The sequence below is a fragment of the Sphingobium sp. TomTYG73 genome (assembly GCF_055394245.1).
The window spans coordinates 2,352,162-2,372,820 of sequence record NZ_AP027339.1; the positions used below are offsets into that span (position 1 = coordinate 2,352,162).

The 20,659-nt window shown below is 63.4% G+C and carries 22 protein-coding genes; 15 read left to right on the forward strand and 7 right to left on the reverse strand.

Annotated elements, in window-relative coordinates:
- Nucleotides 1-52 precede the first annotated feature (52 nt).
- Nucleotides 53-1,123: a quinone-dependent dihydroorotate dehydrogenase gene (locus ACZ5TH_RS11830; protein ID WP_464771623.1), complete on the reverse strand. Its 1,071-nt coding sequence runs from the start codon at nucleotides 1,121-1,123 to the stop codon at nucleotides 53-55.
- A gap of 342 nt (nucleotides 1,124-1,465) precedes the next feature.
- Here ACZ5TH_RS11830 and ACZ5TH_RS11835 point away from each other — a divergent pair, with 342 nt between their 5' ends.
- The 12 genes from ACZ5TH_RS11835 (at nucleotide 1,466) to ACZ5TH_RS11890 (ending at nucleotide 10,139) form a co-directional block, all read left to right on the forward strand.
- Complete coding sequence (locus ACZ5TH_RS11835) at nucleotides 1,466-2,410, forward strand: helix-turn-helix domain-containing protein (protein WP_449470693.1); 945 nt, start codon at nucleotides 1,466-1,468, stop codon at nucleotides 2,408-2,410.
- Between the two features lie 113 nt (nucleotides 2,411-2,523).
- Nucleotides 2,524-2,934, forward strand: a complete 411-nt coding sequence (locus ACZ5TH_RS11840) for an RrF2 family transcriptional regulator (RefSeq protein ID WP_449470695.1) — start codon at nucleotides 2,524-2,526, stop codon at nucleotides 2,932-2,934.
- A gap of 13 nt (nucleotides 2,935-2,947) precedes the next feature.
- Nucleotides 2,948-4,432, forward strand: a complete 1,485-nt coding sequence (gene sufB, locus ACZ5TH_RS11845; RefSeq protein WP_464794035.1) for a Fe-S cluster assembly protein SufB — start codon at nucleotides 2,948-2,950, stop codon at nucleotides 4,430-4,432.
- 41 nt (nucleotides 4,433-4,473) lie between these two features.
- Nucleotides 4,474-4,962 (forward strand): endonuclease domain-containing protein, encoded by a 489-nt coding sequence (locus tag ACZ5TH_RS11850; protein WP_464794036.1) that lies wholly within the window; start codon nucleotides 4,474-4,476, stop codon nucleotides 4,960-4,962.
- Nucleotides 4,959-5,414: a hypothetical protein gene (locus ACZ5TH_RS11855; protein ID WP_464794037.1), complete on the forward strand. Its 456-nt coding sequence runs from the start codon at nucleotides 4,959-4,961 to the stop codon at nucleotides 5,412-5,414. The genes ACZ5TH_RS11850 and ACZ5TH_RS11855 overlap by 4 nt, the downstream gene beginning before the upstream one ends.
- A 3-nt stretch (nucleotides 5,415-5,417) precedes the next feature.
- Nucleotides 5,418-6,164: a Fe-S cluster assembly ATPase SufC gene (sufC, locus tag ACZ5TH_RS11860; protein WP_464794038.1), complete on the forward strand. Its 747-nt coding sequence runs from the start codon at nucleotides 5,418-5,420 to the stop codon at nucleotides 6,162-6,164.
- Complete coding sequence (locus ACZ5TH_RS11865) at nucleotides 6,161-6,913, forward strand: SufD family Fe-S cluster assembly protein (protein ID WP_464794039.1); 753 nt, start codon at nucleotides 6,161-6,163, stop codon at nucleotides 6,911-6,913. The genes sufC and ACZ5TH_RS11865 overlap by 4 nt, the downstream gene beginning before the upstream one ends.
- Nucleotides 6,910-8,133: a cysteine desulfurase gene (locus ACZ5TH_RS11870; RefSeq protein ID WP_464794040.1), complete on the forward strand. Its 1,224-nt coding sequence runs from the start codon at nucleotides 6,910-6,912 to the stop codon at nucleotides 8,131-8,133. The genes ACZ5TH_RS11865 and ACZ5TH_RS11870 overlap by 4 nt, the downstream gene beginning before the upstream one ends.
- A complete protein-coding gene (locus tag ACZ5TH_RS11875; protein ID WP_449470706.1) occupies nucleotides 8,126-8,605 on the forward strand; it encodes an SUF system Fe-S cluster assembly protein in 480 nt (159 codons plus the stop codon). Before ACZ5TH_RS11870 ends, ACZ5TH_RS11875 begins: the two co-directional genes overlap by 8 nt.
- A 108-nt stretch (nucleotides 8,606-8,713) precedes the next feature.
- A complete protein-coding gene (locus ACZ5TH_RS11880; protein ID WP_464794041.1) occupies nucleotides 8,714-9,076 on the forward strand; it encodes a HesB/IscA family protein in 363 nt (120 codons plus the stop codon).
- 18 nt (nucleotides 9,077-9,094) lie between these two features.
- On the forward strand, nucleotides 9,095-9,901 hold the full coding sequence (locus tag ACZ5TH_RS11885) for a Rossmann-fold NAD(P)-binding domain-containing protein (RefSeq protein ID WP_464795108.1): 807 nt from the start codon (nucleotides 9,095-9,097) through the stop codon (nucleotides 9,899-9,901).
- An 82-nt stretch (nucleotides 9,902-9,983) separates the two neighbouring features.
- Nucleotides 9,984-10,139: a hypothetical protein gene (locus ACZ5TH_RS11890; protein ID WP_464794042.1), complete on the forward strand. Its 156-nt coding sequence runs from the start codon at nucleotides 9,984-9,986 to the stop codon at nucleotides 10,137-10,139.
- 136 nt (nucleotides 10,140-10,275) lie between these two features.
- On the opposite strand, the gene ACZ5TH_RS11895 is transcribed toward ACZ5TH_RS11890, so the two are convergent.
- Together ACZ5TH_RS11895 and ACZ5TH_RS11900 are read right to left on the reverse strand one after the other, a co-directional pair.
- Nucleotides 10,276-11,178, reverse strand: a complete 903-nt coding sequence (locus tag ACZ5TH_RS11895; RefSeq protein WP_464794043.1) for a DMT family transporter — start codon at nucleotides 11,176-11,178, stop codon at nucleotides 10,276-10,278.
- Nucleotides 11,175-12,188, reverse strand: a complete 1,014-nt coding sequence (locus tag ACZ5TH_RS11900) for a threonine aldolase family protein (protein WP_464794044.1) — start codon at nucleotides 12,186-12,188, stop codon at nucleotides 11,175-11,177. Before ACZ5TH_RS11900 ends, ACZ5TH_RS11895 begins: the two co-directional genes overlap by 4 nt.
- 158 nt (nucleotides 12,189-12,346) lie before the next feature.
- On the opposite strand from ACZ5TH_RS11900, the gene ACZ5TH_RS11905 reads away from it, so the two are divergent.
- The gene (locus ACZ5TH_RS11905; protein WP_464794045.1) at nucleotides 12,347-13,438 is read left to right on the forward strand and encodes a branched-chain amino acid aminotransferase; all 1,092 of its coding nucleotides are present in this window, start codon (nucleotides 12,347-12,349) and stop codon (nucleotides 13,436-13,438) included.
- A 186-nt stretch (nucleotides 13,439-13,624) separates the two neighbouring features.
- The gene (locus ACZ5TH_RS11910; RefSeq protein WP_464771631.1) at nucleotides 13,625-14,833 is read left to right on the forward strand and encodes an FAD-dependent monooxygenase; all 1,209 of its coding nucleotides are present in this window, start codon (nucleotides 13,625-13,627) and stop codon (nucleotides 14,831-14,833) included.
- A gap of 72 nt (nucleotides 14,834-14,905) precedes the next feature.
- Here ACZ5TH_RS11910 and ACZ5TH_RS11915 read toward each other — a convergent pair whose 3' ends face one another.
- Together ACZ5TH_RS11915 and acs are read right to left on the reverse strand one after the other, a co-directional pair.
- On the reverse strand, nucleotides 14,906-15,421 hold the full coding sequence (locus ACZ5TH_RS11915; protein ID WP_449470716.1) for a cytochrome b: 516 nt from the start codon (nucleotides 15,419-15,421) through the stop codon (nucleotides 14,906-14,908).
- 24 nt (nucleotides 15,422-15,445) lie between these two features.
- Nucleotides 15,446-17,389 (reverse strand): acetate--CoA ligase, encoded by a 1,944-nt coding sequence (gene acs / locus ACZ5TH_RS11920; RefSeq protein ID WP_464794046.1) that lies wholly within the window; start codon nucleotides 17,387-17,389, stop codon nucleotides 15,446-15,448.
- Between the two features lie 169 nt (nucleotides 17,390-17,558).
- On the opposite strand from acs, the gene ACZ5TH_RS11925 reads away from it, so the two are divergent.
- Nucleotides 17,559-18,230 carry a glutathione S-transferase family protein gene (locus ACZ5TH_RS11925; protein ID WP_196225035.1) on the forward strand — a complete coding sequence of 224 codons (672 nt, stop codon included), beginning with the start codon at nucleotides 17,559-17,561 and terminating at the stop codon, nucleotides 18,228-18,230.
- Nucleotides 18,231-18,234: 4 nt separating this feature from the next.
- Here ACZ5TH_RS11925 and ACZ5TH_RS11930 read toward each other — a convergent pair whose 3' ends face one another.
- Both ACZ5TH_RS11930 and ACZ5TH_RS11935 read right to left on the reverse strand, forming a co-directional pair.
- Nucleotides 18,235-19,398, reverse strand: a complete 1,164-nt coding sequence (locus ACZ5TH_RS11930) for a GGDEF domain-containing protein (protein ID WP_464794047.1) — start codon at nucleotides 19,396-19,398, stop codon at nucleotides 18,235-18,237.
- A gap of 91 nt (nucleotides 19,399-19,489) precedes the next feature.
- Nucleotides 19,490-20,371, reverse strand: a complete 882-nt coding sequence (locus tag ACZ5TH_RS11935) for a LysR substrate-binding domain-containing protein (protein WP_449470721.1) — start codon at nucleotides 20,369-20,371, stop codon at nucleotides 19,490-19,492.
- Nucleotides 20,372-20,659: the final 288 nt, after the last annotated feature.

Genomic DNA, 20,659 nt, shown 5'->3' on the forward strand with positions numbered 1-20,659 from the left:
CACCCTATCGTCCGGCCGGGCCGCCGCAAGTCCCCGAGATCAACCATCGAGATCAGCTGTCGATGCCGATGACCTCACTGATATGCGTGAAGCCATCCCGCGCCATCAGCTTTTTCAACCCCGCATTGATGCGCCGGGCGAGATACGGCCCTTCATAAACAAGCGCGCTGTACAGCTGAATCAGGCTCGCCCCCGCGCGGAGCCGGGCATAGGCCTGTTCCGCATTGCCGATGCCGCCAACGCCGATCAAGGGCAGGCGCGCGCCCAATATCCGGCGGAAGTCACACAGCCGCTGAAGCGACAGATCGGTGAGCGGCGCGCCTGACAATCCCCCGCTTTCATTGGCATGGACCGACCGGAGCGGGGGCCGCGAAATCGTGGTGTTGGACACGATCAATGCGTCCACCCCATGGTCCAGGCAAGCGGCGGCGATATCCTCGACATCGGCAGGCTCCAGATCGGGCGCGACCTTCAGGAAGACGGGCGGCAGGTGACCTCCGTCCCGGCCCCCGTTCATGCCACGCGCGGCCATGACGGCGCCCAGCAACTGGTCCAGCGCTGCCCTGTCCTGCAAGGCGCGCAGTCCCGGCGTGTTGGGGGATGAGATGTTGACCGTCAGATAATCGGCAAGCGGCGCCATGCAGGTCACGCCGGTGACATAATCGGCGATGCGGTCGGTAGCGTCCTTGTTCGCGCCGATATTGATGCCGACGATCGGTGCAGGCCCATCGCCAGCAGGACGGCGGCGCTTGGCGACGCGCTCGGCCGCCGCCGCCAGGCCGCCATTGTTGAAACCCATGCGGTTGATGACGGCGCGATCCTCGACCAGGCGGAACAGTCTAGGCTTGGGATTACCCGCCTGCGGCATCGGGGTGAGCGTTCCGAGTTCGGTGAACCCAAAGCCCAGCGCATGCATCTTGTGCGCGACCAGCCCTTCCTTGTCATAGCCGGCAGCCAGTCCGACTGGATTAGGAAAGCGGATGCCCGCCACCGTCTGGGCCAGCGCGGCGTCCGGTGCGGGTGGAGGGGAAACGGGCATCAAGCGGAGCAGCATGACCGAAAAATGATGCGCGCGTTCTGCATCGAGCGCGAAGAAAAGCGGGCTGACAAGGCGATAGGACATGGGGCGCCTATGCCATTGCGGCAGGCCGGCGTCGAGTCGCTGTGGCAAAGGGGCAACAGGTGGCCCGCAACGATAAATTCTGCTGCGAAATCATTCATTTTAGTCCTGATTCAACCCACGAGATGTCCGATCCATCCAATCAACCGAGTCCGATTCGGACTTATGAAAGTGCTGCGACCCGAAGGCTCTTGGCCATCTTTGGCTGACGAGACCTTTTACTGGCCCGGCGGGTAAAACCGCCGGGCCATTTTTTTTCGAAGCCGTTCGGAAAAATCGGTGGTTTCCTCAGTATCGCTCTTGCGCGGGCGCGAAGAAGCATCATAGTGCGCTGGTGGGGTGAATATGGGGCCGCATCGCGACAGTGCATCCGGGGGGGTGCCAAATGGCAGGGAAAAGGACGGAGACCCGTCGCTTTCCTATATGGTGGAAGCGGCTCAAGGTCCGGTTCGATTAAGCTATTTCGCGCCGCCCGAACATCTGCGGGCCTATTTCGGCTCGGTTTACCTCTTCACCGAAAGCGCTGACCGCTATCTGGATGTGACACGTGCCGACGTTCCCCAGTTGCGGTTCATGGTGCAAGGGACAGGAAGCTACCATTTCCATGATGGAACGGTGGAGGCCACACCGGATATATGCCTGCTAGGCCCGACCCTCGGCGCGACCCGGTTTGAACTGGATGGACCCGCCTGCGTCGTGGGCGTGTCGTTGCTCCCGGCCGGGTGGGTCAGCCTGGACGGCGGCGACGCCAACGCGCTTGCCGATCGTGTACGGGACATGGCCCCTGAGAAAAAGGGAGCGATGGCCGCGCTTCGGGCCAGCCTGGCGACCATGCGTGACCCGGAGGCCATAGCTGCCCATTGCTGGTCTGTTCTGGGACAATTGGTGAAACCCTTGCCCATTTCGACCTGGCAATTGCTGGAATCCATAGATGCATGGCTGATGGGGGAAGGATCGCCCCGAATTGAAGCGCTGGTGGAGCGAACGGGGTTGTCACCGCGCCAACTCGCCCGGCTGACCAATCGCTATTATGGCTGCCCGCCCAAGCTGCTGGCGCGGAAATATCGGGCGCTGCGATGCAGTGCGCGCATCGCGCTGGACCAGCATAGCTGGCAGGAATTATGCGAGGATGGCCGCTTCTACGACCAGTCGCACTTCATCCGCGAGATCAAGCATTTCATCGGCTTGACCCCGCACCAGTTGCAGACCGAACCGACGGCCGTGGCACAGCTTACCCTGCTGCGGCGCTCGCTGGGTGCGGACGTGGCGGTGCTGAACCGTTTCAGCTGAGACGAGCGGACTCATAGAAATGGCTTGATTCCACGCGCCCGCGCGACCACATGCGCAATCGGATTGATTCGATCCGATTTGAGAATGGTTCGCAACCGGGACGCTTGCCAACGATGAGACTTTCGAGTTTCGCAGATTATGCCGTGGTGCTGATGTCCGCCGCTGCGCGCCATTGCGGAGCGGCAAAGATGAATGCGACCACGCTTGCCAGCGAAACCGGCATCCCGCTGCCCACCGCGCAAAAGCTGGTGAGCCGTCTCTCGGCTGCGGGGCTGCTGGAATCAAGTCGCGGAACGGGCGGCGGCGTGCGGCTCGCCCGACCTGCGGCGGCGATCACCTTGGTGGATGTCGTGGAAGCGGTGGAAGGGCCGATCGCCATGACCGCCTGCGCCGAACAGGGCGCCCATGATTGCACGCTGGAACATGGCTGCCGCGTACGCCCGCACATGAATGTCGCGAACAATGCGATACGATCCGCCTTGGCCGGGGTGACGATCGCCAGTTTGACCCGAGAATTGGCCTGACACGAGAAATGGCATGACCGAAGAGACGATCACTGTTCGCAATCTGGAAGCGCATGAGGCCGCCGAGCGTGCCTCTGCCTATGAACATGGCTGGTCATCGGCCATCGAGCAGGACTTCGCGCCCAAGGGCCTGAATGAGGATACCGTCCGCTTCATCTCCGCCAAGAAGAAGGAGCCGGAATGGCTGCTGGACTGGCGGCTGAAAGCCTTCGCCATGTGGCAGAAGATGGAGTCGCCGGACTGGGCCAAGCTCAACATTCCGCCGATCGACTATCAGGACGCCTATTATTACGCCGAGCCGAAAAAGAAGGCAGAGCTGGACTCGCTGGATCAGGTCGATCCCGAAATCCTCGCCACCTATCAGAAGCTGGGCATCCCCATCGCCGAGCAGGAGATGCTGGCGGGGGTGAAGGGTAGCCGGAAGGTCGCTGTCGATGCCGTATTCGACTCCGTGTCCGTCGCCACCACCTTCCGCAAGGAGCTGGAGGAAGCGGGCGTCATCTTCCGTTCGATCAGCGAAGCGGTGCGCGAATATCCCGACCTCGTGAAGAAGTGGCTGGGGAAGGTCGTGCCGATGCACGACAATTATTTCGCCACGCTCAACTGCGCGGTCTTTTCGGATGGGACGTTCGTCTACATCCCCAAGGGCGTGCGCTGCCCGATGGAGCTTTCCACCTATTTCCGCATCAATGCGGAGAATACGGGGCAGTTCGAGCGCACGCTGATCGTCGCGGACGAGGGGAGCTATGTCTCCTATCTCGAAGGCTGCACGGCACCGATGCGGGACGAGAATCAGCTGCACGCCGCCGTGGTCGAACTGGTCGCGCTGGACGATGCGGAGATCAAATATTCGACCGTGCAGAACTGGTATCCGGGCGACGAGAATGGCAAGGGTGGCATCTATAATTTCGTGACCAAGCGGGCGCTCTGTCAGGGGCGCAATTCGAAGGTCAGCTGGACCCAGGTGGAAACCGGCTCCGCCATCACCTGGAAATATCCCAGCTGCGTGCTGAACGGCGAGAATAGCGTCGGCGAGTTCTACTCCGTGGCGCTGACCAATAATATGCAGCAGGCCGACACCGGCACCAAGATGATCCACAATGGCAAGGGCTCGCGCTCCACCATCGTGTCGAAGGGCATCAGCGCGGGCCGCTCGAACAACACCTATCGCGGCCTCGTCCGCGTGGCTCCCGGCGCGGAGGGCGTGCGTAACTTCACCCAGTGCGACAGCCTGCTGCTGGGCGACCAGTGCGGCGCGCACACCGTGCCCTATATCGAGGTGCGCAACCCCTCGGCGCAGATCGAGCATGAGGCGACGACCAGCAAGATCAGCGACGACCAGCTCTTCTACGCAATGCAGCGCGGACTGGATCAGGAAAGCGCCGTGTCGTTGATCGTGAACGGGTTCGCCAAGGAAGTGCTGCAACAGTTGCCGATGGAGTTCGCCGTCGAGGCGCAGAAGCTGCTGGGCATTTCGCTGGAGGGTTCGGTCGGTTGAGGCATAACCCCACCCCAACCCCTCCCCTGAAGGGGAGCGGCTTGAGCGTCAGCGATGAAGCACGCCGCCTGAACTCCCCTCCCCTTCAGGGGAGGGGCCGGGGGTGGGGGCTGTCGGCTGGGCACCTCGCTCAGTGGGACGGCTTCGCCCGCGAGCTGCGTCGTGAGCCGACAGAGCCTGAAAAGCGCCGTTGGGCGAAACTCTCTCGGTCTCAACTCGGCGATCAAAAATTCCGCCGGCAGTCTGTGATCGGCGCAAGCATCGCCGACTTCCTGTGCCCACAGAAGGCGCTGACAGTCGAAATCGATGGCGACACCCACTCAGAGGGGTCGGATACAGCACGTGACCAGCGGCTGGCGCAACTCGGCTATCAAGTCGTGCGCTTCTCAAACCATGACGTGATGACAAATATTGAAGGCGTGTGCGAACGGTTGCTGGCCATCTTGGACGGCGCGCCGGATCGCTGGCACAGCCCCCACCCCAACCCCTCCCCTGAAGGGAAGGGGCTTTCAGAGGAAGCCCACTCTTGAGCGACGAAGACGATATCCAGGATGCCCTCGCCGATTTCGCGGAGGACGTGAGCAATGGCCAGTCATGGACCGCCGCGATCCGCATCCTGACGGAGGATTATGAGCTGGAAGAGGGCGAGCTTCAGGCCCGCGCCGCCAAGGATTTCGGCGACCTCGACGCCTATCAGGCCGAATGCCGCGCCGCGCTGGAGAAGGGCGACGTAGCCTTCACCGAGAAGCTGAGGACCGATAAGGCCTTCCACAAGGCGAAAGCGCCCAACCTCGCCCGCATGGGGCCGGTGACGGAGTTCGTGACCGGGCTGCTGGAAAAGGGTTCGCCCGAGCCTGGCGCCGACTGGTGGCCCTATATGCCGATCAAGCGCCACATCGACACGCTGTTCCCCGCGCCGGGCGATGTGCGCGACATGGCCTTCTGGACCGCGCGGACGCTTCAGCGCGCGCATAAGGGATAACCAATGCTGACGATTGAGAACCTGACCAACGAAATCGACGGCAAGGCGATCCTGAAGGGCCTGTCGCTCTCCATCAAGGCGGGCGAGATCCACGCGATCATGGGGCCGAACGGCGCGGGGAAATCCACGCTGGCCTACACGCTCGGCGGCCGTCCAAACTATGAAGTGACCGGCGGCACGGCGTCTCTGGACGGTGTGAACTTGTTCAGCATGGACCCCCATGAGCGCGCCGCTGCTGGGCTGTTCCTGGGCTTCCAGTATCCCGTCGAAATCCCCGGCGTGTCCAACCTCCAATTCCTGCGCGAGAGCCTCAATTCGCAGCGCCGCGCGCGCGGCGAGAAGGAACTGAACGGCGGCGAGTTCATCAAGCTCGCCAAGGAAAAGGCAGCGCTGCTGGGCCTCGACATGGAGATGCTGAAGCGTCCGGTGAATGTCGGCTTTTCGGGCGGCGAGAAGAAGCGCGCGGAAATGGTGCAGATGGGCATCCTCGATCCCAAGCTGGCGATCCTCGACGAAACGGACTCCGGCCTCGACATCGACGCACTGAAGATCGTGGGCGCGGGCATCAACGCCATCATGCGCAAGCCCGACAAGGCGGTGCTGCTGATAACCCACTATCAGCGCCTGCTCGATTATGTGAAGCCGGACTATGTCCATGTGCTGGCTGGCGGCCGGATCGTGAAGTTGGGCGGCCCCGAACTCGCGCTGGAACTGGAGCGCGAAGGCTATGCGGAGGTGGTTGCGGCGTGACGACGCTCACCCTTCCCACGCGCAAGGCGGAAGAATGGCGCTACAGCGATCTGGAAGCTGTGGCCACCATCTGGCCGACGCCCGCGCCGACGCGGATCGATGTCGCGACCGGACAAACGTCGCGCCACCATCTGTTGCAGGATGCGAGCGAGGGCGCGGTGGCGGTGCATGATTATGTCATCACCATCGCGGACGGCGCGCGCTGCGATTTTCATGTGCTCAACATCGGCGGCAAGTTGGGCCGCGTTACCTTCGCGGTGACGCTGGGCAAGGGGAGCCATTTCGAACTGAACGGCGCGATCATCGGCGGCGGGGATCAGGTGCTGGAGATCATCACCAAAGTCACCCATGCCGAGCCGGACGCGACCAGCGGGCAGACGATCCGCTCGATCCTCGGCCAACGCGCAACAGGCAGCTATCTCGGCTCCATCAACGTCGCGCGCGATGCGCAGCGGACGGACGCTTTCCAGTCGATAAAGGCGATGCTGCTCGACCGCACCGCCACGGCCAATGCCAAGCCCGAACTGGAAATCTACGCCGACGACGTGAAATGCGCCCATGGCGCGACCGTGGGTGAACTGGATCGTCAGGCGCTGTTCTACATGGCGAGCCGGGGCATGGACCCGGCCACCGCCAAGACGCTGCTGCTGAAGGCTTTCGTCGCTGGCGTGTTCGACGACGTGGCCGATGAGGCGGTTAAGGACAGCCTCGAAGCCGCAGCGATCGCCAAGCTGGAGACGCTGGTATGACCGACCAGACACAACAACCGAACGGCGTTTTGCGGTTGCGCGATGACTTCCCCGGTGTCGGCAGCTGGCACTATCTGGACAGCGCCGCCACCGCGCAGAAGCCCAACGCCGTCATCGACGTCATCGCCCGCGCTTATGGCCCCGACTATGCGACCGTCCATCGCGGCGTCTATGAGCGCTCTGCCAACATGACGCTGGCCTATGAAGCCGCCCGCCGCAAGGTTGCCCAGTTCATCGGCGCGGCATCCGATAGCGAGATCGTCTACGTCCGTGGCGCGACTGAGGGCATCAACCTCGTCGCGCACAGCTGGGCCGGAACGCAGCTAAAGGCAGGCAACCGCATCCTGCTGTCGATGCTGGAGCATCATAGCAATATCGTGCCCTGGCAGATCGTCGCCGAACGGGTTGGCGCAGCGATTGACGTCGTGCCGCTCACCGCCGACGGCCAGATCGACCTGGACGCCATGCAGGCGATGATCACGCCCGCGCACAAGATGGTCGCGCTGGCCCATGTGTCGAACGTGCTGGGCAGCGTCCTTGACGTCCGCCGTGCGGTTGACATCGCGCACAGCGTTGGCGCCAAAATCCTGATCGACGGTTGCCAGGCCGTGCCCCGCCTTGCCGTGGATGTGCAGGCGCTCGATTGCGATTTCTACGTCTTTTCCGCGCACAAGCTTTACGGCCCGACCGGCATTGGCGTGCTGTGGGGCCGCAAGGAACTGCTCGACGCCATCCCGCCCTATCAGGGTGGCGGGTCGATGATCGACAAGGTGACCTTCGAAAAGACCACCTACGCCCCTGCACCGACCCGGTTCGAGGCGGGGACGCCGCATATCACCGGTGTCGTCGGCCTGTCCGCCGCTATCGACTATGTGCAGGCGATCGGGCTCGACGCGATCCATGCCCATGAATGCATGCTGGTGGCCAAGGCGCGGGTGGCGCTGGAGAGCCTGAACAGCGTGCGCGTTTTTGGCCCGGAGGACAGCGCGGGCATCCTCTCCTTCGAAGTCGAGGGGGTGCATCCGCACGATGTCGGCACCATATTGGACGAAACGGGTGTTGCGATCCGCGCCGGGCATCATTGCGCCCAGCCGCTGATGCGCCATCTGGGCGTCGAAGCGACGGCCCGGGCAAGTTTCGGCATTTATAGCGATGAGGGCGATGTCTATGCCCTCGTCAAGGGCATAGAGCGAGTGAGGAAGATCTTCGCCAATGACTGAGGCAAATTCCGGGGAACGGCAGATTCTGGTGGAAGAGGTGGACGCCGTGAACGCACCGCCCAAAGCGCGCGTGGAGGAGGCGGCAGCGGATGCCGCGCCGCGCCAGCGCGACTATCTGGACGGCTTCCTTGCACAGAAGCCCGCGCAAACGCCTGTGGGTGAGCCGGGCGGCAGCCTTTATGACGGCGTCATCGATGCGCTGAAGGAAATTTACGACCCGGAAATCCCGGTGAACATCTATGACCTCGGCCTGATCTACGGCGTCGACGTCACCGAGGACGGCCATGTCGTCGTCACGATGACGCTCACCACACCGCATTGCCCGGTGGCCGAATCCATGCCGGGTGAAGTCGAACTGCGCGTCGGCGCGGTGCCGGGCGTGGGCGATGCGCAGGTCAATCTGGTCTGGGACCCGCCATGGGACCCGCAGAAGATGAGCGACGAAGCCAAGCTCGAACTGGGGATGCTATAACCATCTCCCCTCCCGCAGGTGGGAGGGGACCAAGGGGTGGGCGCGAGCGCAGCGAGCTTCGCGCGGAACCCTGACCCTCCCGCCAGCGGGAGGGGAGGAGAACGAAGAATGACCGAGACGACCACCAAGACCCGTGCCCGGCCCGCCGCTGTCATCCTGACGCCCAACGCGGAAGCGCGCATCGCCGACCTGATGCGCCAGGCTCCCGAAGGGGCGATCGGCGTCAAGCTGTCCACGCCACGCCGCGGCTGCTCGGGCCTTGCATATTCGGTGGACTATGTGACCGAGGAAGCGAAGTTCGATGAAAAGATCAAAACGCCCGGGGGCACCTTCTACATTGACGGCGCGTCGGTCCTCTATCTGGTGGGATCGACGATGGACTGGGTGGAGGATGACTTCACCGCAGGGTTCGTCTTCAACAATCCCAATGCCAAGGGCAGCTGCGGCTGCGGCGAAAGCTTCACGGTCTAGTTCGGGAGGGACCCCGCGATCCCCCACATGCTGATCCTTGGCATGGGCTACACCGCCTCCCGCCTTGCCGCCCGACTGCGCGGCGAGGGGTGGGAGGTGACAGGCGTGCGCCGGATCTCCGATTGCGAGGCAATAGCCTTCGATGACGACGATGCCGTGCGCGCCAGCATCGCCAAAGCGACCCACATCCTCTCTTCCGTCCCTCCGGAAGGCGAGGCCGACCCTGTGCTCACCCGCTATGGCGCGTCGATCGCTGCCGCCCCGGCCCTCTGGAGCGGCTATCTGTCCTCGACCAGCGTTTACGGCGATGCTGCGGGCGCCTGGGTGGACGAAGCGAGCCCCATCGGCTCGGGCCGCCGCGCGGCGCGAGTGCAAGCGGACAGCGACTGGCGCGGGCTTCGCGAGGACATGAGCTGTTTCCGCCTGCCAGGCATCTATGGTCCGGGCCGGTCGGCGATCGAGCGTGTACGCGAAGGCAAGGCGCACCGGATCGACCTGCCCGATCAGATTTTCAGCCGCGCCCATGTCGATGACATCGTGAGCGGCATCATCGCCTCCTTCGACGGGCCGCCGGGCACCTATAATCTGGCCGACGACCTGCCCTGCGCGCAGAACCGCTTGATCGAGGCGGCCTGCGCCATGCTGGGCGCACCGCTGCCACCGCTGTTGACGCTGGAGGAGGCGCAACTGTCGCCCATGGCGCTATCCTTCTATGCGGAAAATCGGCGCGTCGCGAACGGCCGGACCAAGCGGTTGCTGGGCTGGGCGCCGCGCTACCCCACCTATCGCGAAGGCCTTGCCGCCTGCCTTGCCGGGGCGGAATGACTCGGGTCACCGCATCGCTTACGCGGCGTTAACCAAAGCGCCCCATGGATGGTCCCACAGCTTACGCCAAGGACTTCTCGCCATGGAACGGATCGACCGCAACTTCGCCGCGCTCAGCCAGCGCATGAGCCGCCTGGCGGTGCCCGAAACCGCCAATCCCGCGCCGCAATCGCTCGCCAGCCTGATCGACCGGGTAAATGCGGCGAAGCGTCATTATGAGCCGCGGGTTCGCCGTTAAGTAGTCGATCGGGAAGCAAGCATCGCTTCCTCCCGTTCCCGTCCCACCTGAGCCTGTCGAAGGGTTCTACTTGTTCTTGGAGAAGGGAAGGGCTTCGACAGGCTCAGCCCGAACGGTTGGGGTGATAGAAACAGCCTTACGCCGTCTTCGCCCGCAGCGCGATCACCATGCCAGCCACCGCGAGCACCGCGCCTACCGCGCTCAGCGTGGACCAGCGATAATCCTCGAACAGCGTGGAAATCAGCATGGCGATAACGGGAATAAGTACGCTGCTATAAGCGGCCCGCCCCGGTCCAACTCGCTGAATAAGCTGGAAATAGAGCGGGAAGGTCACCACCGACCCCGCAATGCCTAGCCAAGCGATGCCGAACAGATAACCCGCGCGCCACTCGATGACCGGCGGCCCCACGGTTGCCCACGCATAAGCCGCATCGAGCGCGCTGCCGATCAGCATGCCCCAGGTGAGCACCGCCGCCATCGGCAGGCGGCGGGCGATCTGCATTCCCTGCATGACATTCGCCGTGGACGCGCTGAGCAATCCCGCGACGCTGAGCGCGATGCCGATCAGCACGGCTTCAGCAGACATCGGGGCAGCGCGATATTCGCGGAGCAGCAATAGCATGATCCCCGCAATCGCCACCAGCGACCCCAGCACGAAGACGCGGCTGACCGGCTGGCGAAAGGCGATCCAAGCAAGGACGCTGTTGGGGATCAGCAGCAGCGCATAGACCGTCGCGACGACGCCGGAGGTCAGATAATGTTCTGCCCGATAGACGAAGTTGAAGTTGAGCACGAATTGCGCCACGCCTAATGCGCCCGCAAAGGCGATCCCCGCTGGCGGCAACCGCAAGGGTACCCGGCGGATCATCGCGAATAGCGCCATGCCCGCCGCGCCCAGCAGGAAGCGGTAGCAGACCGACCAGCTCGGCGGCACCGCGCCCAGCTGATCGCGAATGACGATCCAGGTCGAACTCCAGATCAGCGTGACGAGCAGGAAGGGCAGGATGACGCCGCCCCGCGCCTCGGACGATCCGCTCATGCCAGAGCCTTAAGAGCATCGGCGAGTGGCTGGACCGCCGCAGCATCCTGTGCCCAGTTGGTAACGAGACGCGCAGCCCCTTCGCCCCAGTCGTAAAAATCGAAGCCTTGCGCGCGCAGGCTGGCAGCTTCGGCAGGAGAGAGGCGGATGAACAACTCATTGGCTTCCACGGCGTGGAGCAGTCGATCCGGCACAGCCCCCGCCAGCGCGGCAGCGGCGGCATTGGCGGCGCGGGCGTTGGTCAGCCACAGGTCATCCTCCAGCATCGCCAATATCTGCGCGGCAAGATAGCGGCCTTTGGAAAGCAAATGCCCGCCGCGCTTGCGCCATCGTGCCGCTTCGGCCGCACGCGCATCCGCTTGTGGCCCGAACAAGAGCAGCGCTTCGCCCACCATGCCGCCATTCTTGACGCAGCCGAAGGTCAGCACATCGACACCAGCCCTCCAAGACACATCACCCGGATGGCAACCCAGATGCGCCACGGCATTGGCAAAGCGGGCGCCGTCCATGTGCAGGCCAAGGCCGTGGCCCCGCGCCACATCCCCGATCGCGGCGACCTCCTCCGGCGTATAGACGCGGCCATATTCGCTGGCCTGGGTGATGCTGATCGCACGGGCCGGAATTTGATGCACATCCGGCCGTATCCCCTGCAGTCGTTCGGTCAGCGTGTCAGGCGAGAGCTTCGCGCCATTTCCCGGCAAGCTCATCAGGCTCGCACCATGGGTGTAAAAGCCCGGGGCGCCACATTCATCGACCATGATGTGCGATTCTTCATGACACAGGATGCCGCCATAGGGCGGGCAGAGGCAGGCAAGCGCGATGCTGTTCGCCGCCGTGCCGGTCGCCACCCACAGCGCGCGAACCGGGGCGCCGAACAGATCCGAAAAGGCGCCATCCATCCGCGCGCTCCACGCGTCGCCATCATAGCCGTGGTCAGCCAGATCAGCCGCCGCCATCGCCGCCATTACTTGCGGGCAGACCGGGGTCGCATTGTCCGAAAAGAAGTGCATGGTTGAGGGCATAAGCGCGCCGCCGCCCGCCGCCAAGATGCCAGCAGGTGGCGAGCGGCCCTTTCGAAACCGGAACAAATTGGACAGTAATCATGACCCATTGTTTCGGCCAGCCGTTTGTGACATAGGCGGCCGGTCCTACTAGAGGAGCATTGATCATGGACGTCCAGCAGAAGTCGCGCTTTACCGTCAACCCGAGCAGCAAGGCTGTGGCGGCTGACCAGCGCGCGGTAATGCTGGAGGACCCTGGCTTTGGCCGCCTGTTCACCGATCATATGGTGACGATCCGCTATACCGAGGGGCAGGGGTGGCACAGCCATGCCGTCGGCCCGCGTGAGCCGTTCCAACTCGATCCCGCCTGCGCCGTGCTGCATTACGCCCAGGAAATCTTCGAAGGCATGAAGGCCTACCGGCTTGAGGATGGCAGCATCGCCATGTTCCGCCCGGAAGAAAATGCCCGCCGCTTCGCCGAATCGGCGGAACGCATGGCGATGCCTGTCCTGCCCGAAGACATTTTCCTGGAGGCTGTCGAGGAACTGGTGAAGATCGACGCCGCGTGGATACCCACCGGCGAAGGCAGCCTCTATCTGCGCCCCTTCATGTTCGCGAGCGAGAGCTTTCTGGGCGTCCGCCCGGCGGCCGAATATATCTTCTGCGTCATCGCCTCGCCCGCTGGCGCCTATTTCAAGGGCGGCAAGAAGGCCGTCACGCTCTGGGTGTCAGAACATTTTACCCGCGCGGCAAAGGGCGGCACGGGCGCTGCCAAGTGCGGCGGCAATTATGCCGCCAGCTTGGTCGCGCAGTCCGAAGCGACCAGACATGGCTGCGATCAGGTCGTCTTCCTCGACGCCGCGGAGCATAAGTGGGTCGAGGAACTGGGCGGCATGAACGTCTTCTTCGTGATGGATGACGGGTCGATCGTCACCCCGCCGCTATCGGGCACGATCCTGCCCGGCATTACCCGCAACAGCATCATCACCCTCGCCCGCGCCAAGGGGCATGATGTGCGCGAAGAACCCTATAGCTTTGCGCAGTGGCGCGACGATGCGGCCAGCGGCAAGCTGCGCGAAGCGTTCGCCTGCGGCACGGCGGCGGTCGTGACGGCGATCGGCACGGTGAAGAGCGTCGATGGCGACTTCACCATCGGCAATGGCGACGGCGGCATCGTGACCGAAGCCCTGCGCGCCGAGCTGACCGGTATCCAGCGCGGGACGGTGGCGGACCCCGCTGGTTGGGTGCGCAAGATTTAAGGCAGCGAACCGCTCACTCCCGAACGGGGGATGTGGATAGATTATTCGCGCAGAGGCGCAGAGATCGCAGAGAGGGAAAAAACCTCTGCGTCCTCTGCGCCTCTGCGCGAACCAATGTGACTCAGCACTCTTTGATCGGGGTTTGTCACGCTTCCCAATCGGCCGCCAAGCGCCTAGATAGCTTGCATGCAACGTTTTGATGTCGTCATCTTGGGCGGGGGCCTTGTCGGGCTGACCCTGGGCATCGCGCTTTCCGGTCATGGGGTGCGCTGCGCCGTCATCGATCCTGCTGATCCGGTCGAAACCAGCGCAGTCGGTTTCGACGGGCGCGTCTCGGCCATTTCCTCGACCAGCCATGCGATGCTGTCCGCGATCGGTGTTGCCGCATTGCTGGAAGGGAAGGGCTGCCCCATCGACCGCATCTGGGTCAGCGACGGGCTGGAGCCCGGTGCGCTCGACTTCGCACCCGATGCCGACGATGGGGTCATGGGGATCATGTTCCCTAATCGCGACCTGCGCGTCGCCCTGGCTCAGGCAGCGGAGAAAGCGGAAAATCTCACCCGCTTCCAGCCAGACCGCGCCATCCATGTCGATCGCAATGCCGATGGCGTCAGCCTGACGCTCGCCAGTGGGCAGGTCCTGCACGGCGCGCTTCTGGTGGCCGCCGAGGGCCGGAACAGCCCGACGCGCGAAGCTGCGGGCATCCGCACAACCCGCTGGCAATATAAGCATACCGCCATGGTGACGGCGATCGATCATGAGGTGCCGCATGCCAACACGGCCTACGAGATTTTCTATCCCGGTGGCCCTTTCGCGCTGCTGCCGATGCTGCCGGGCACGCGATCGGCGATCGTGTGGACCGTGCCGACCGAGCAGGCGCCGGTGATGCTGAAATTGTCCGAGCGGGCATGGCTCGCCGAAGCACAGAAGCGCATGGGCGGTTTCCTGGGCGAAATATCGCTGGCCGGGCCGCGTTCCAGCTACCCGCTCGGCTTCCACCATGCCGCGCGGATCACCGACACTCGGCTGGCGCTGGTCGGTGACAGTGCGCACGCGATCCATCCGATTGCCGGGCAGGGCCTGAACCTCGGCTTCCGCGACGTCGCCGCGTTGGTGGAGGTCCTTGTCGATGGCATGCGCCTCGGCCTTGATCCGGGCGACGCGCAGTTGATGGCACGCTACCAGCGCTGGCGCGGGCTGGACGCGATGTCCGTCAGCGTCGCCATGGACGGTCTCGTCCGGCTGTTCGATGTACCCGGCCGCATTCCTTCAGCCGTCCGCCGCTTCGGCCTCGCCGCCGTACAGCGCACACCGATGCTCAAGAACCGCTTCATGGCGGAGGCACGCGGCGAATCCGGCGCGCTGCCCAAGCTGCTGATCGGGGAACTCGTCTAAGTTTTTCCGTCATGCCAGTGAAAACTGGCATCTCGCTTGGACCCCAGCTTTCGCTGGGTGACGACGAAGAGCTTACCCCCACATCCGCCGCATCACGTCATCCTTCAGGATGAAGTGATGGCGCAGCGCCGCCGCGACATGCAGGACGAGGAGCGCGATCCAGGCAAAGGCGAATATCTCGTGCGCCTCGGCGGAAAAGCCAACGATCGCGTCATCCTTCGTCACCGCAAATTTCGGCACATCGAACAGGAAGAACCAGTTGAGCGGCCATTTCCCCGCCGAACTCATGATCCAGCCGGTCAGCGGCACCAGCAGCATGAACGCATAGAATGTGTAGTGCGTAACCTTCGCGGCCAGCCTTTCCCAGGCGGGCAAACCCTCAGGCAAAGGCGTTTGCCGATGGGTCAGACGCCAGACCAGCCGAAGGATCGCCAGCGCCAACACGGTGAGGCCAACCGATTTATGCACCGGCATTACCTGCCAATCGCGCGGCAGGGAGTCATGCGCCAGTCCCAGCCACAGGTTGAATAGGATCAGGATCGCCATGACCCAATGCAACGTGCGGGCAACCAGGCTGTATCGTTCCACCGGCGTCTCCTGATCCTTGGCGCTTTATCCGTGACGGTTGGCGACCAGATTATCCACCACCGAAGGATCGGCAAGGGTGCTTGTGTCGCCCAGAGCCTGCGCCGACACCTCGCCTTCCGCGATCTTGCGCAGGATGCGGCGCATGATCTTGCCGGAGCGGGTCTTGGGCAGGCCGGGGGCGAACTGGATGACGTCGGGCGTGGCGATCGGGCCGATCTCGGTGCGGACCCAGGCGATCAGCGTCTTGCGCAATTCCTCGCTCGGCTCCTCGCCGCTGTTCAGCGTGACATAGGCGTAGATGCCCTGACCCTTGATGTCATGGGGCATGCCAACCACCGCCGCTTCGGCGACCGCTTCGTGCAGCACCAGCGCGCTCTCCACCTCGGCCGTGCCCATGCGGTGGCCCGACACGTTGATGACGTCATCAACGCGGCCGGTGATCCAATAATAGCCGTCCGCATCGCGGCGCGCGCCGTCGCCGGTCGTATATTTGCCGGGGAATGTGGTGAAATAGGTCTGGAAAAAGCGCTCATGATCGCCCCAGACGGTGCGCATCTGACCCGGCCAGCTTCCGGCGATGACCAGATTGCCCTCCGCCGCTCCTTCCTGCACCTTCCCCTCGCTATCTACGATCTGCGGGATCACGCCCGGCATCGGCAGCGTTGCCGAACCCGGCTTCAGGTCAGTGGCCCCCGGCATCGGCGCGATCATCGCCGCGCCCGTTTCCGTCTGCCACCAGGTATCGATGATCGGGCAGCGATCCTCACCCACGACATGATGATACCAGCGCCACGCCTCGGGGTTGATCGGCTCGCCCACGGTGCCCAGCAGGCGCAGCGACTTGCGGCTGGTCGAGTGGACGAAGGCATCGCCCTCCTTCATCAGCGCGCGCAGGGCCGTGGGCGCGGTGAAGATCGTCTGAACCCGATGCCGGTCCACGACTTCCCAGATGCGGCTGGGCGTCGGATAGTTGGGAACGCCCTCATACATCAGCGTCGTCGCGCCGTTCGCCAGCGGGCCATAAACGATATAGCTGTGTCCCGTGACCCAGCCGATGTCCGCCGCGCACCAGTAGATGTCACCTGGGCGATAATCGAAGCAAAGCTCATGGGTAAGGCTGGCCCACAACAGATAGCCGCCGGTCGTGTGCAGCACGCCCTTGGGCTTGCCGGTCGAACCCGAGGTATAGAGGATGAACAGCGGGTCTTCCGCGTTCATCGGCTCGGGCGCGCAGTCGGCTGAGACCTTCGCGGCTTCCTCATGCAGCCACAGGTCGCGGCCTTCCTGCATGGCGATGGCGCTGCCGGTCGCCTGCACCACCACGACCTTTTTGACGCTTGGGCAATCCTTAAGCGCGGCATCGACATTGGCCTTGAGCGGCACTTGTCTGCCCGCGCGGCGGCCTTCGTCGGCGGTGATGACGATGTTGGAATCGCAATCGATGATCCGTCCCGCCAGCGCCTCGGGCGAGAAGCCGCCAAAGACGACCGAATGGATCGCGCCGATCCGCGCACAGGCGAGCAGGGCGAACGCCGCCTCCGGGATCATCGGCAGATAGACGGTGACGCGGTCGCCCTTCTTCGCGCCCGCAGCTTTCAGCACATTGGCGAAGCGGCAGACTTCCTCATGCACCTTAGCATAGGTGTAGCGGCGCGGCTCGGCATCCGGCGAGTCAGGTTCCCAGATGATCGCGGTCTGGTTGCCCCGCTCGGCAAGATGCCGGTCGATGCAGTTCGCGCTGACGTTAATCACGCCATCGGCAAACCATTTCACGCCGAAATCCGCTTCGTTGAAGCTGCTCTCGTCGGTTTTGCTGGGGAATGTCAGCCAATCCAGGCGCTTTGCGCGCTCCAGCCAGTAGGATGCCGGCTCGTTGATCGACCTCTGATAATCTGCCTCACGCCCATCCCGGTCGAGCAGCGCCGAAGCGGCCCATTCCTTGGATACCGGGAAAAAATCGTCAGACATCGAGTATCCTTTCCTGCGCGTTGCCTGCCCCTCTAGAGGGTAGAGGCGATCATCGGAAGCCCGGATCGTTCCGCTGCCGCCAAAGTTTCCACCATTTTGCCGCGCATTAAAGGAGTGACCACCCAATTTGCCGCTTTTCGCAGGCGCCGCCTCCGCTTAACAGGAAGCCATGTGGCAGCTCTTCCAATTCCCGCTTTGTCCCTTCTCCCGCAAGGTGCGCCTGCTGCTCGGCGAAAAGGGGATAGGCTATGACCTTGTGCGCGAATCGCCTTGGGAAGCGCGCGACGAGTTTCTGGATCTCAACCCCGCCGGGACGACGCCCGTCATGGTCGATCAGGAAAAGGGATCGACGCTGATCGACAGCCAGGCGATCTGCGAATATTTCGAGGAGACTGTGGAAAAGTTTCCGCTGATCTCCGGCACGGCTGCGGGCCGGGCGGAGGTGCGGCGGCTCGTCGCCTTTTTCGACCAGAATTTCTACGGCGACGTCGTCGGCCCGCTGCTGCATGAGCGGATGAAGAAACGGCTGATCGAACGCGCGCCACCCGATGCGCGGGTGCTGCGCGAGGCGATGAAGCGCGCCAATGTCCATATGGATTATATGGATTATCTGCTCGATCACCGCAGCTGGATGGCGGGTGGCACGATGAGCCTTGCCGACATCGCGGCGGCCGCGCACCTTTCAGTCGCGGACTATCTGGGCGGCATAGACTGGGCTGGACATGAGACGGTGAAGCGCTGGTATGCAGGCTTCAAGTCGCGCCCGTCCTTCCGGCCCCTGCTGTCGGAGCGCATGGAGGTCATTACCCCGCCGCCCCATTATGAAAAGCCGGATTTTTAGGGAGTCATTCGCCCTCAACCGCGAGATAGACGCGGTTCCGGCCATGCTCCTTGGCCAGATACAACGCCCGGTCGGCCGCCTTCAGCGCCGCGCGTGGGTCGTCATGGGCCAGCACATTGGCAACGCCCGCCGAAAAGCTCACCCGCTCCATGCGCTCGCCATTGGTGCGGTTGACCAGGCTGCGCGTGGCGAGGTCCCGCCGGACATCGTCCACCGCCTCGCACGCTTCCGCCGCCGTCTTGCCGCGAAACAGCATGACGAATTCCTCGCCGCCATGTCGCGCGACATGGCACTGGTCGTTGCTTGCCTTGGCCAGCAGCCCCGCGACGAACTTCAGCACGCGGTCGCCCGTGTCATGGCCGTGCGTATCGTTGATCACCTTGAAATGATCGATATCGCAGAAGGCGACGGCCAGCGGCTGGCCTTCCTTCCGGGCCATCGCCACCTCCTCGCGCAATGTGCTTTCAAACGCGCGCCGGTTGGGCAGGCCCGTCAGATGGTCATGCTCGGCCGCCCGCCGCGCATTGGCGAGGCTGGAGCGCAGCGCATGATTCTGCTTCTGGTTCTGGCGTAGTTGGCCTTCGACCTGACGGGTCTTTTCGACCATGGACCGCGTAAGGGCTACCAGCCGCGCAAGGACAGGTTCATTCTTCGCGCCAGCGGTAAGGCCCTTCACCTCTTCCTGTAGCGCCGCGCCATAGTCCTTCGCGGAATTGCGCGATTCGGTCATCAGACCGGTAAATTCGGACAGATTCTCCTCGACCTTCGCCAGCATCGTGGACAGCGCCTCGGGCGTCACCTCGTCCCCGCGCTGCTCCGCCACGATCTCTTCGACCCAGCTGTTGCTGATCTTGCCACGCTCGGCCAGCACCGCCCTGATCGCCTTTTCCACGCCGATCTGCGACCCGGTCAGATAATCATGCGCAACGCCGAAATTCAGCGGCGTCAGGTCAAGATCGTGCGCGAACAGGAAATTGCCGATCTCGTCGTACAGCTTGCGCCGCCGATTGATCTCGCGATGCGCGGTGCTGCCAGAACGGGCGCGCTGGGGTTCAGCTTCGTCCGTCTCTTCCTCTGTGTCCGGTTTGCCCGACAGGCCGCGAGCCCATCGAGTCAGACGATCGGCCAGGCCGTGCTGCGGGTTTGCGGATGATGATGCCCCAGTCATGCCGGTAATAACGGATCGAACTGACTAAGGTTAAGAGCGCGGGAGGCAAAAAAACGCCAAGGCGCTGATAGGCCATCGATATTGGCGACGGTCAGATGTCCGCCGCGATCAGCCAATCGCGGAAAATGCGCACCGCGCGCGTCTGCAAGGCGCGTGGCCGACAGACGAAATAATAGCGGTAGGGGCTTTCCACCCGCGTTTCGGGGAACAGGCGAACGAGCCGTGCGTCGTCCGCTTCCTTGAAGTGGCTCGCATGCATCACCGCGACGCCCAGACCCTGCGCCGCCGCCTCCAGCATCAACTGGCCCGAATCATAATTGTCGATCGCCAGCGGCTGCAGGTCCGGCAACCCCACCGCTTCCTTCCACGCCTCGAACGAAAGGTTCATGTCGCGATGAAGCAGGATGGTGTGCTCCGCCAGGTCCGCGGGAGTCGCGATCTTCTGCGGCGATTCGAGCAGCGCCTTGCGGCCGATTAGATAAACTTCGTCATGATCCAGCTCATGGGCATAGAGCGCCGGATCGATATCCTTCGCAAGCACGATCGCGGCGTCCAGCCCTTCGCCCAGCCGCGCGACCGCATGCGGCGTCGTTTCGATGTCGATGTGCAATTGCGGATGCTTCTGCCGCAACGCGCCCAGATGGGGGAACAGCCGCTGCGTCGCGAACAGCGGCATCACCGCGAGGCGCAGGCGAAGCTGGTTGCCGCCGCTCTGAATATTCTCCAGCGCCTGGCTCAGCGAATCAAGCGCGGGCGCGATGTCGTCGAGCAGCTTCTGCCCATCGGCATTGATTTCCAGCGCCTGATGCTTGCGGTCGAACAACGGGCGGCCAATAAATCGTTCCAGCGCCTGAACGCGGCGGCTGAGCGCGGGCGTGGACAGCGCCAGTTCTTCAGCCGCAGCCTTGACCGAGCCAAGACGGGCTACCTGAACAAAGGCCTCAAGGGCGGTAAGGGGCGGCAGTCTGCGCATAATCGATCTGTAGCTAAGCCATAACTCTGTTGCGACGCGTCATCGGTACGCTTCGAAGGTTGAGCGGCCTATCCCAAGTCATCCTCTTTTCACCAGCATGAAAAAGCGTCAACCGGTAAGATGCAAATTTTGCAACTGTCTCGTTCTTTTCGCAATTGCAAAATATCATGCTGCACCGCACATAGGAAAGGCCTTTCAGGCATCCTCTCCTAAAACTTTTCGGGCTGGCCTTCGGGTCGGCCCTTTTTTTGTCCCGGCCGGTCATGATCGCTGGCCCCTTTCCTTGGC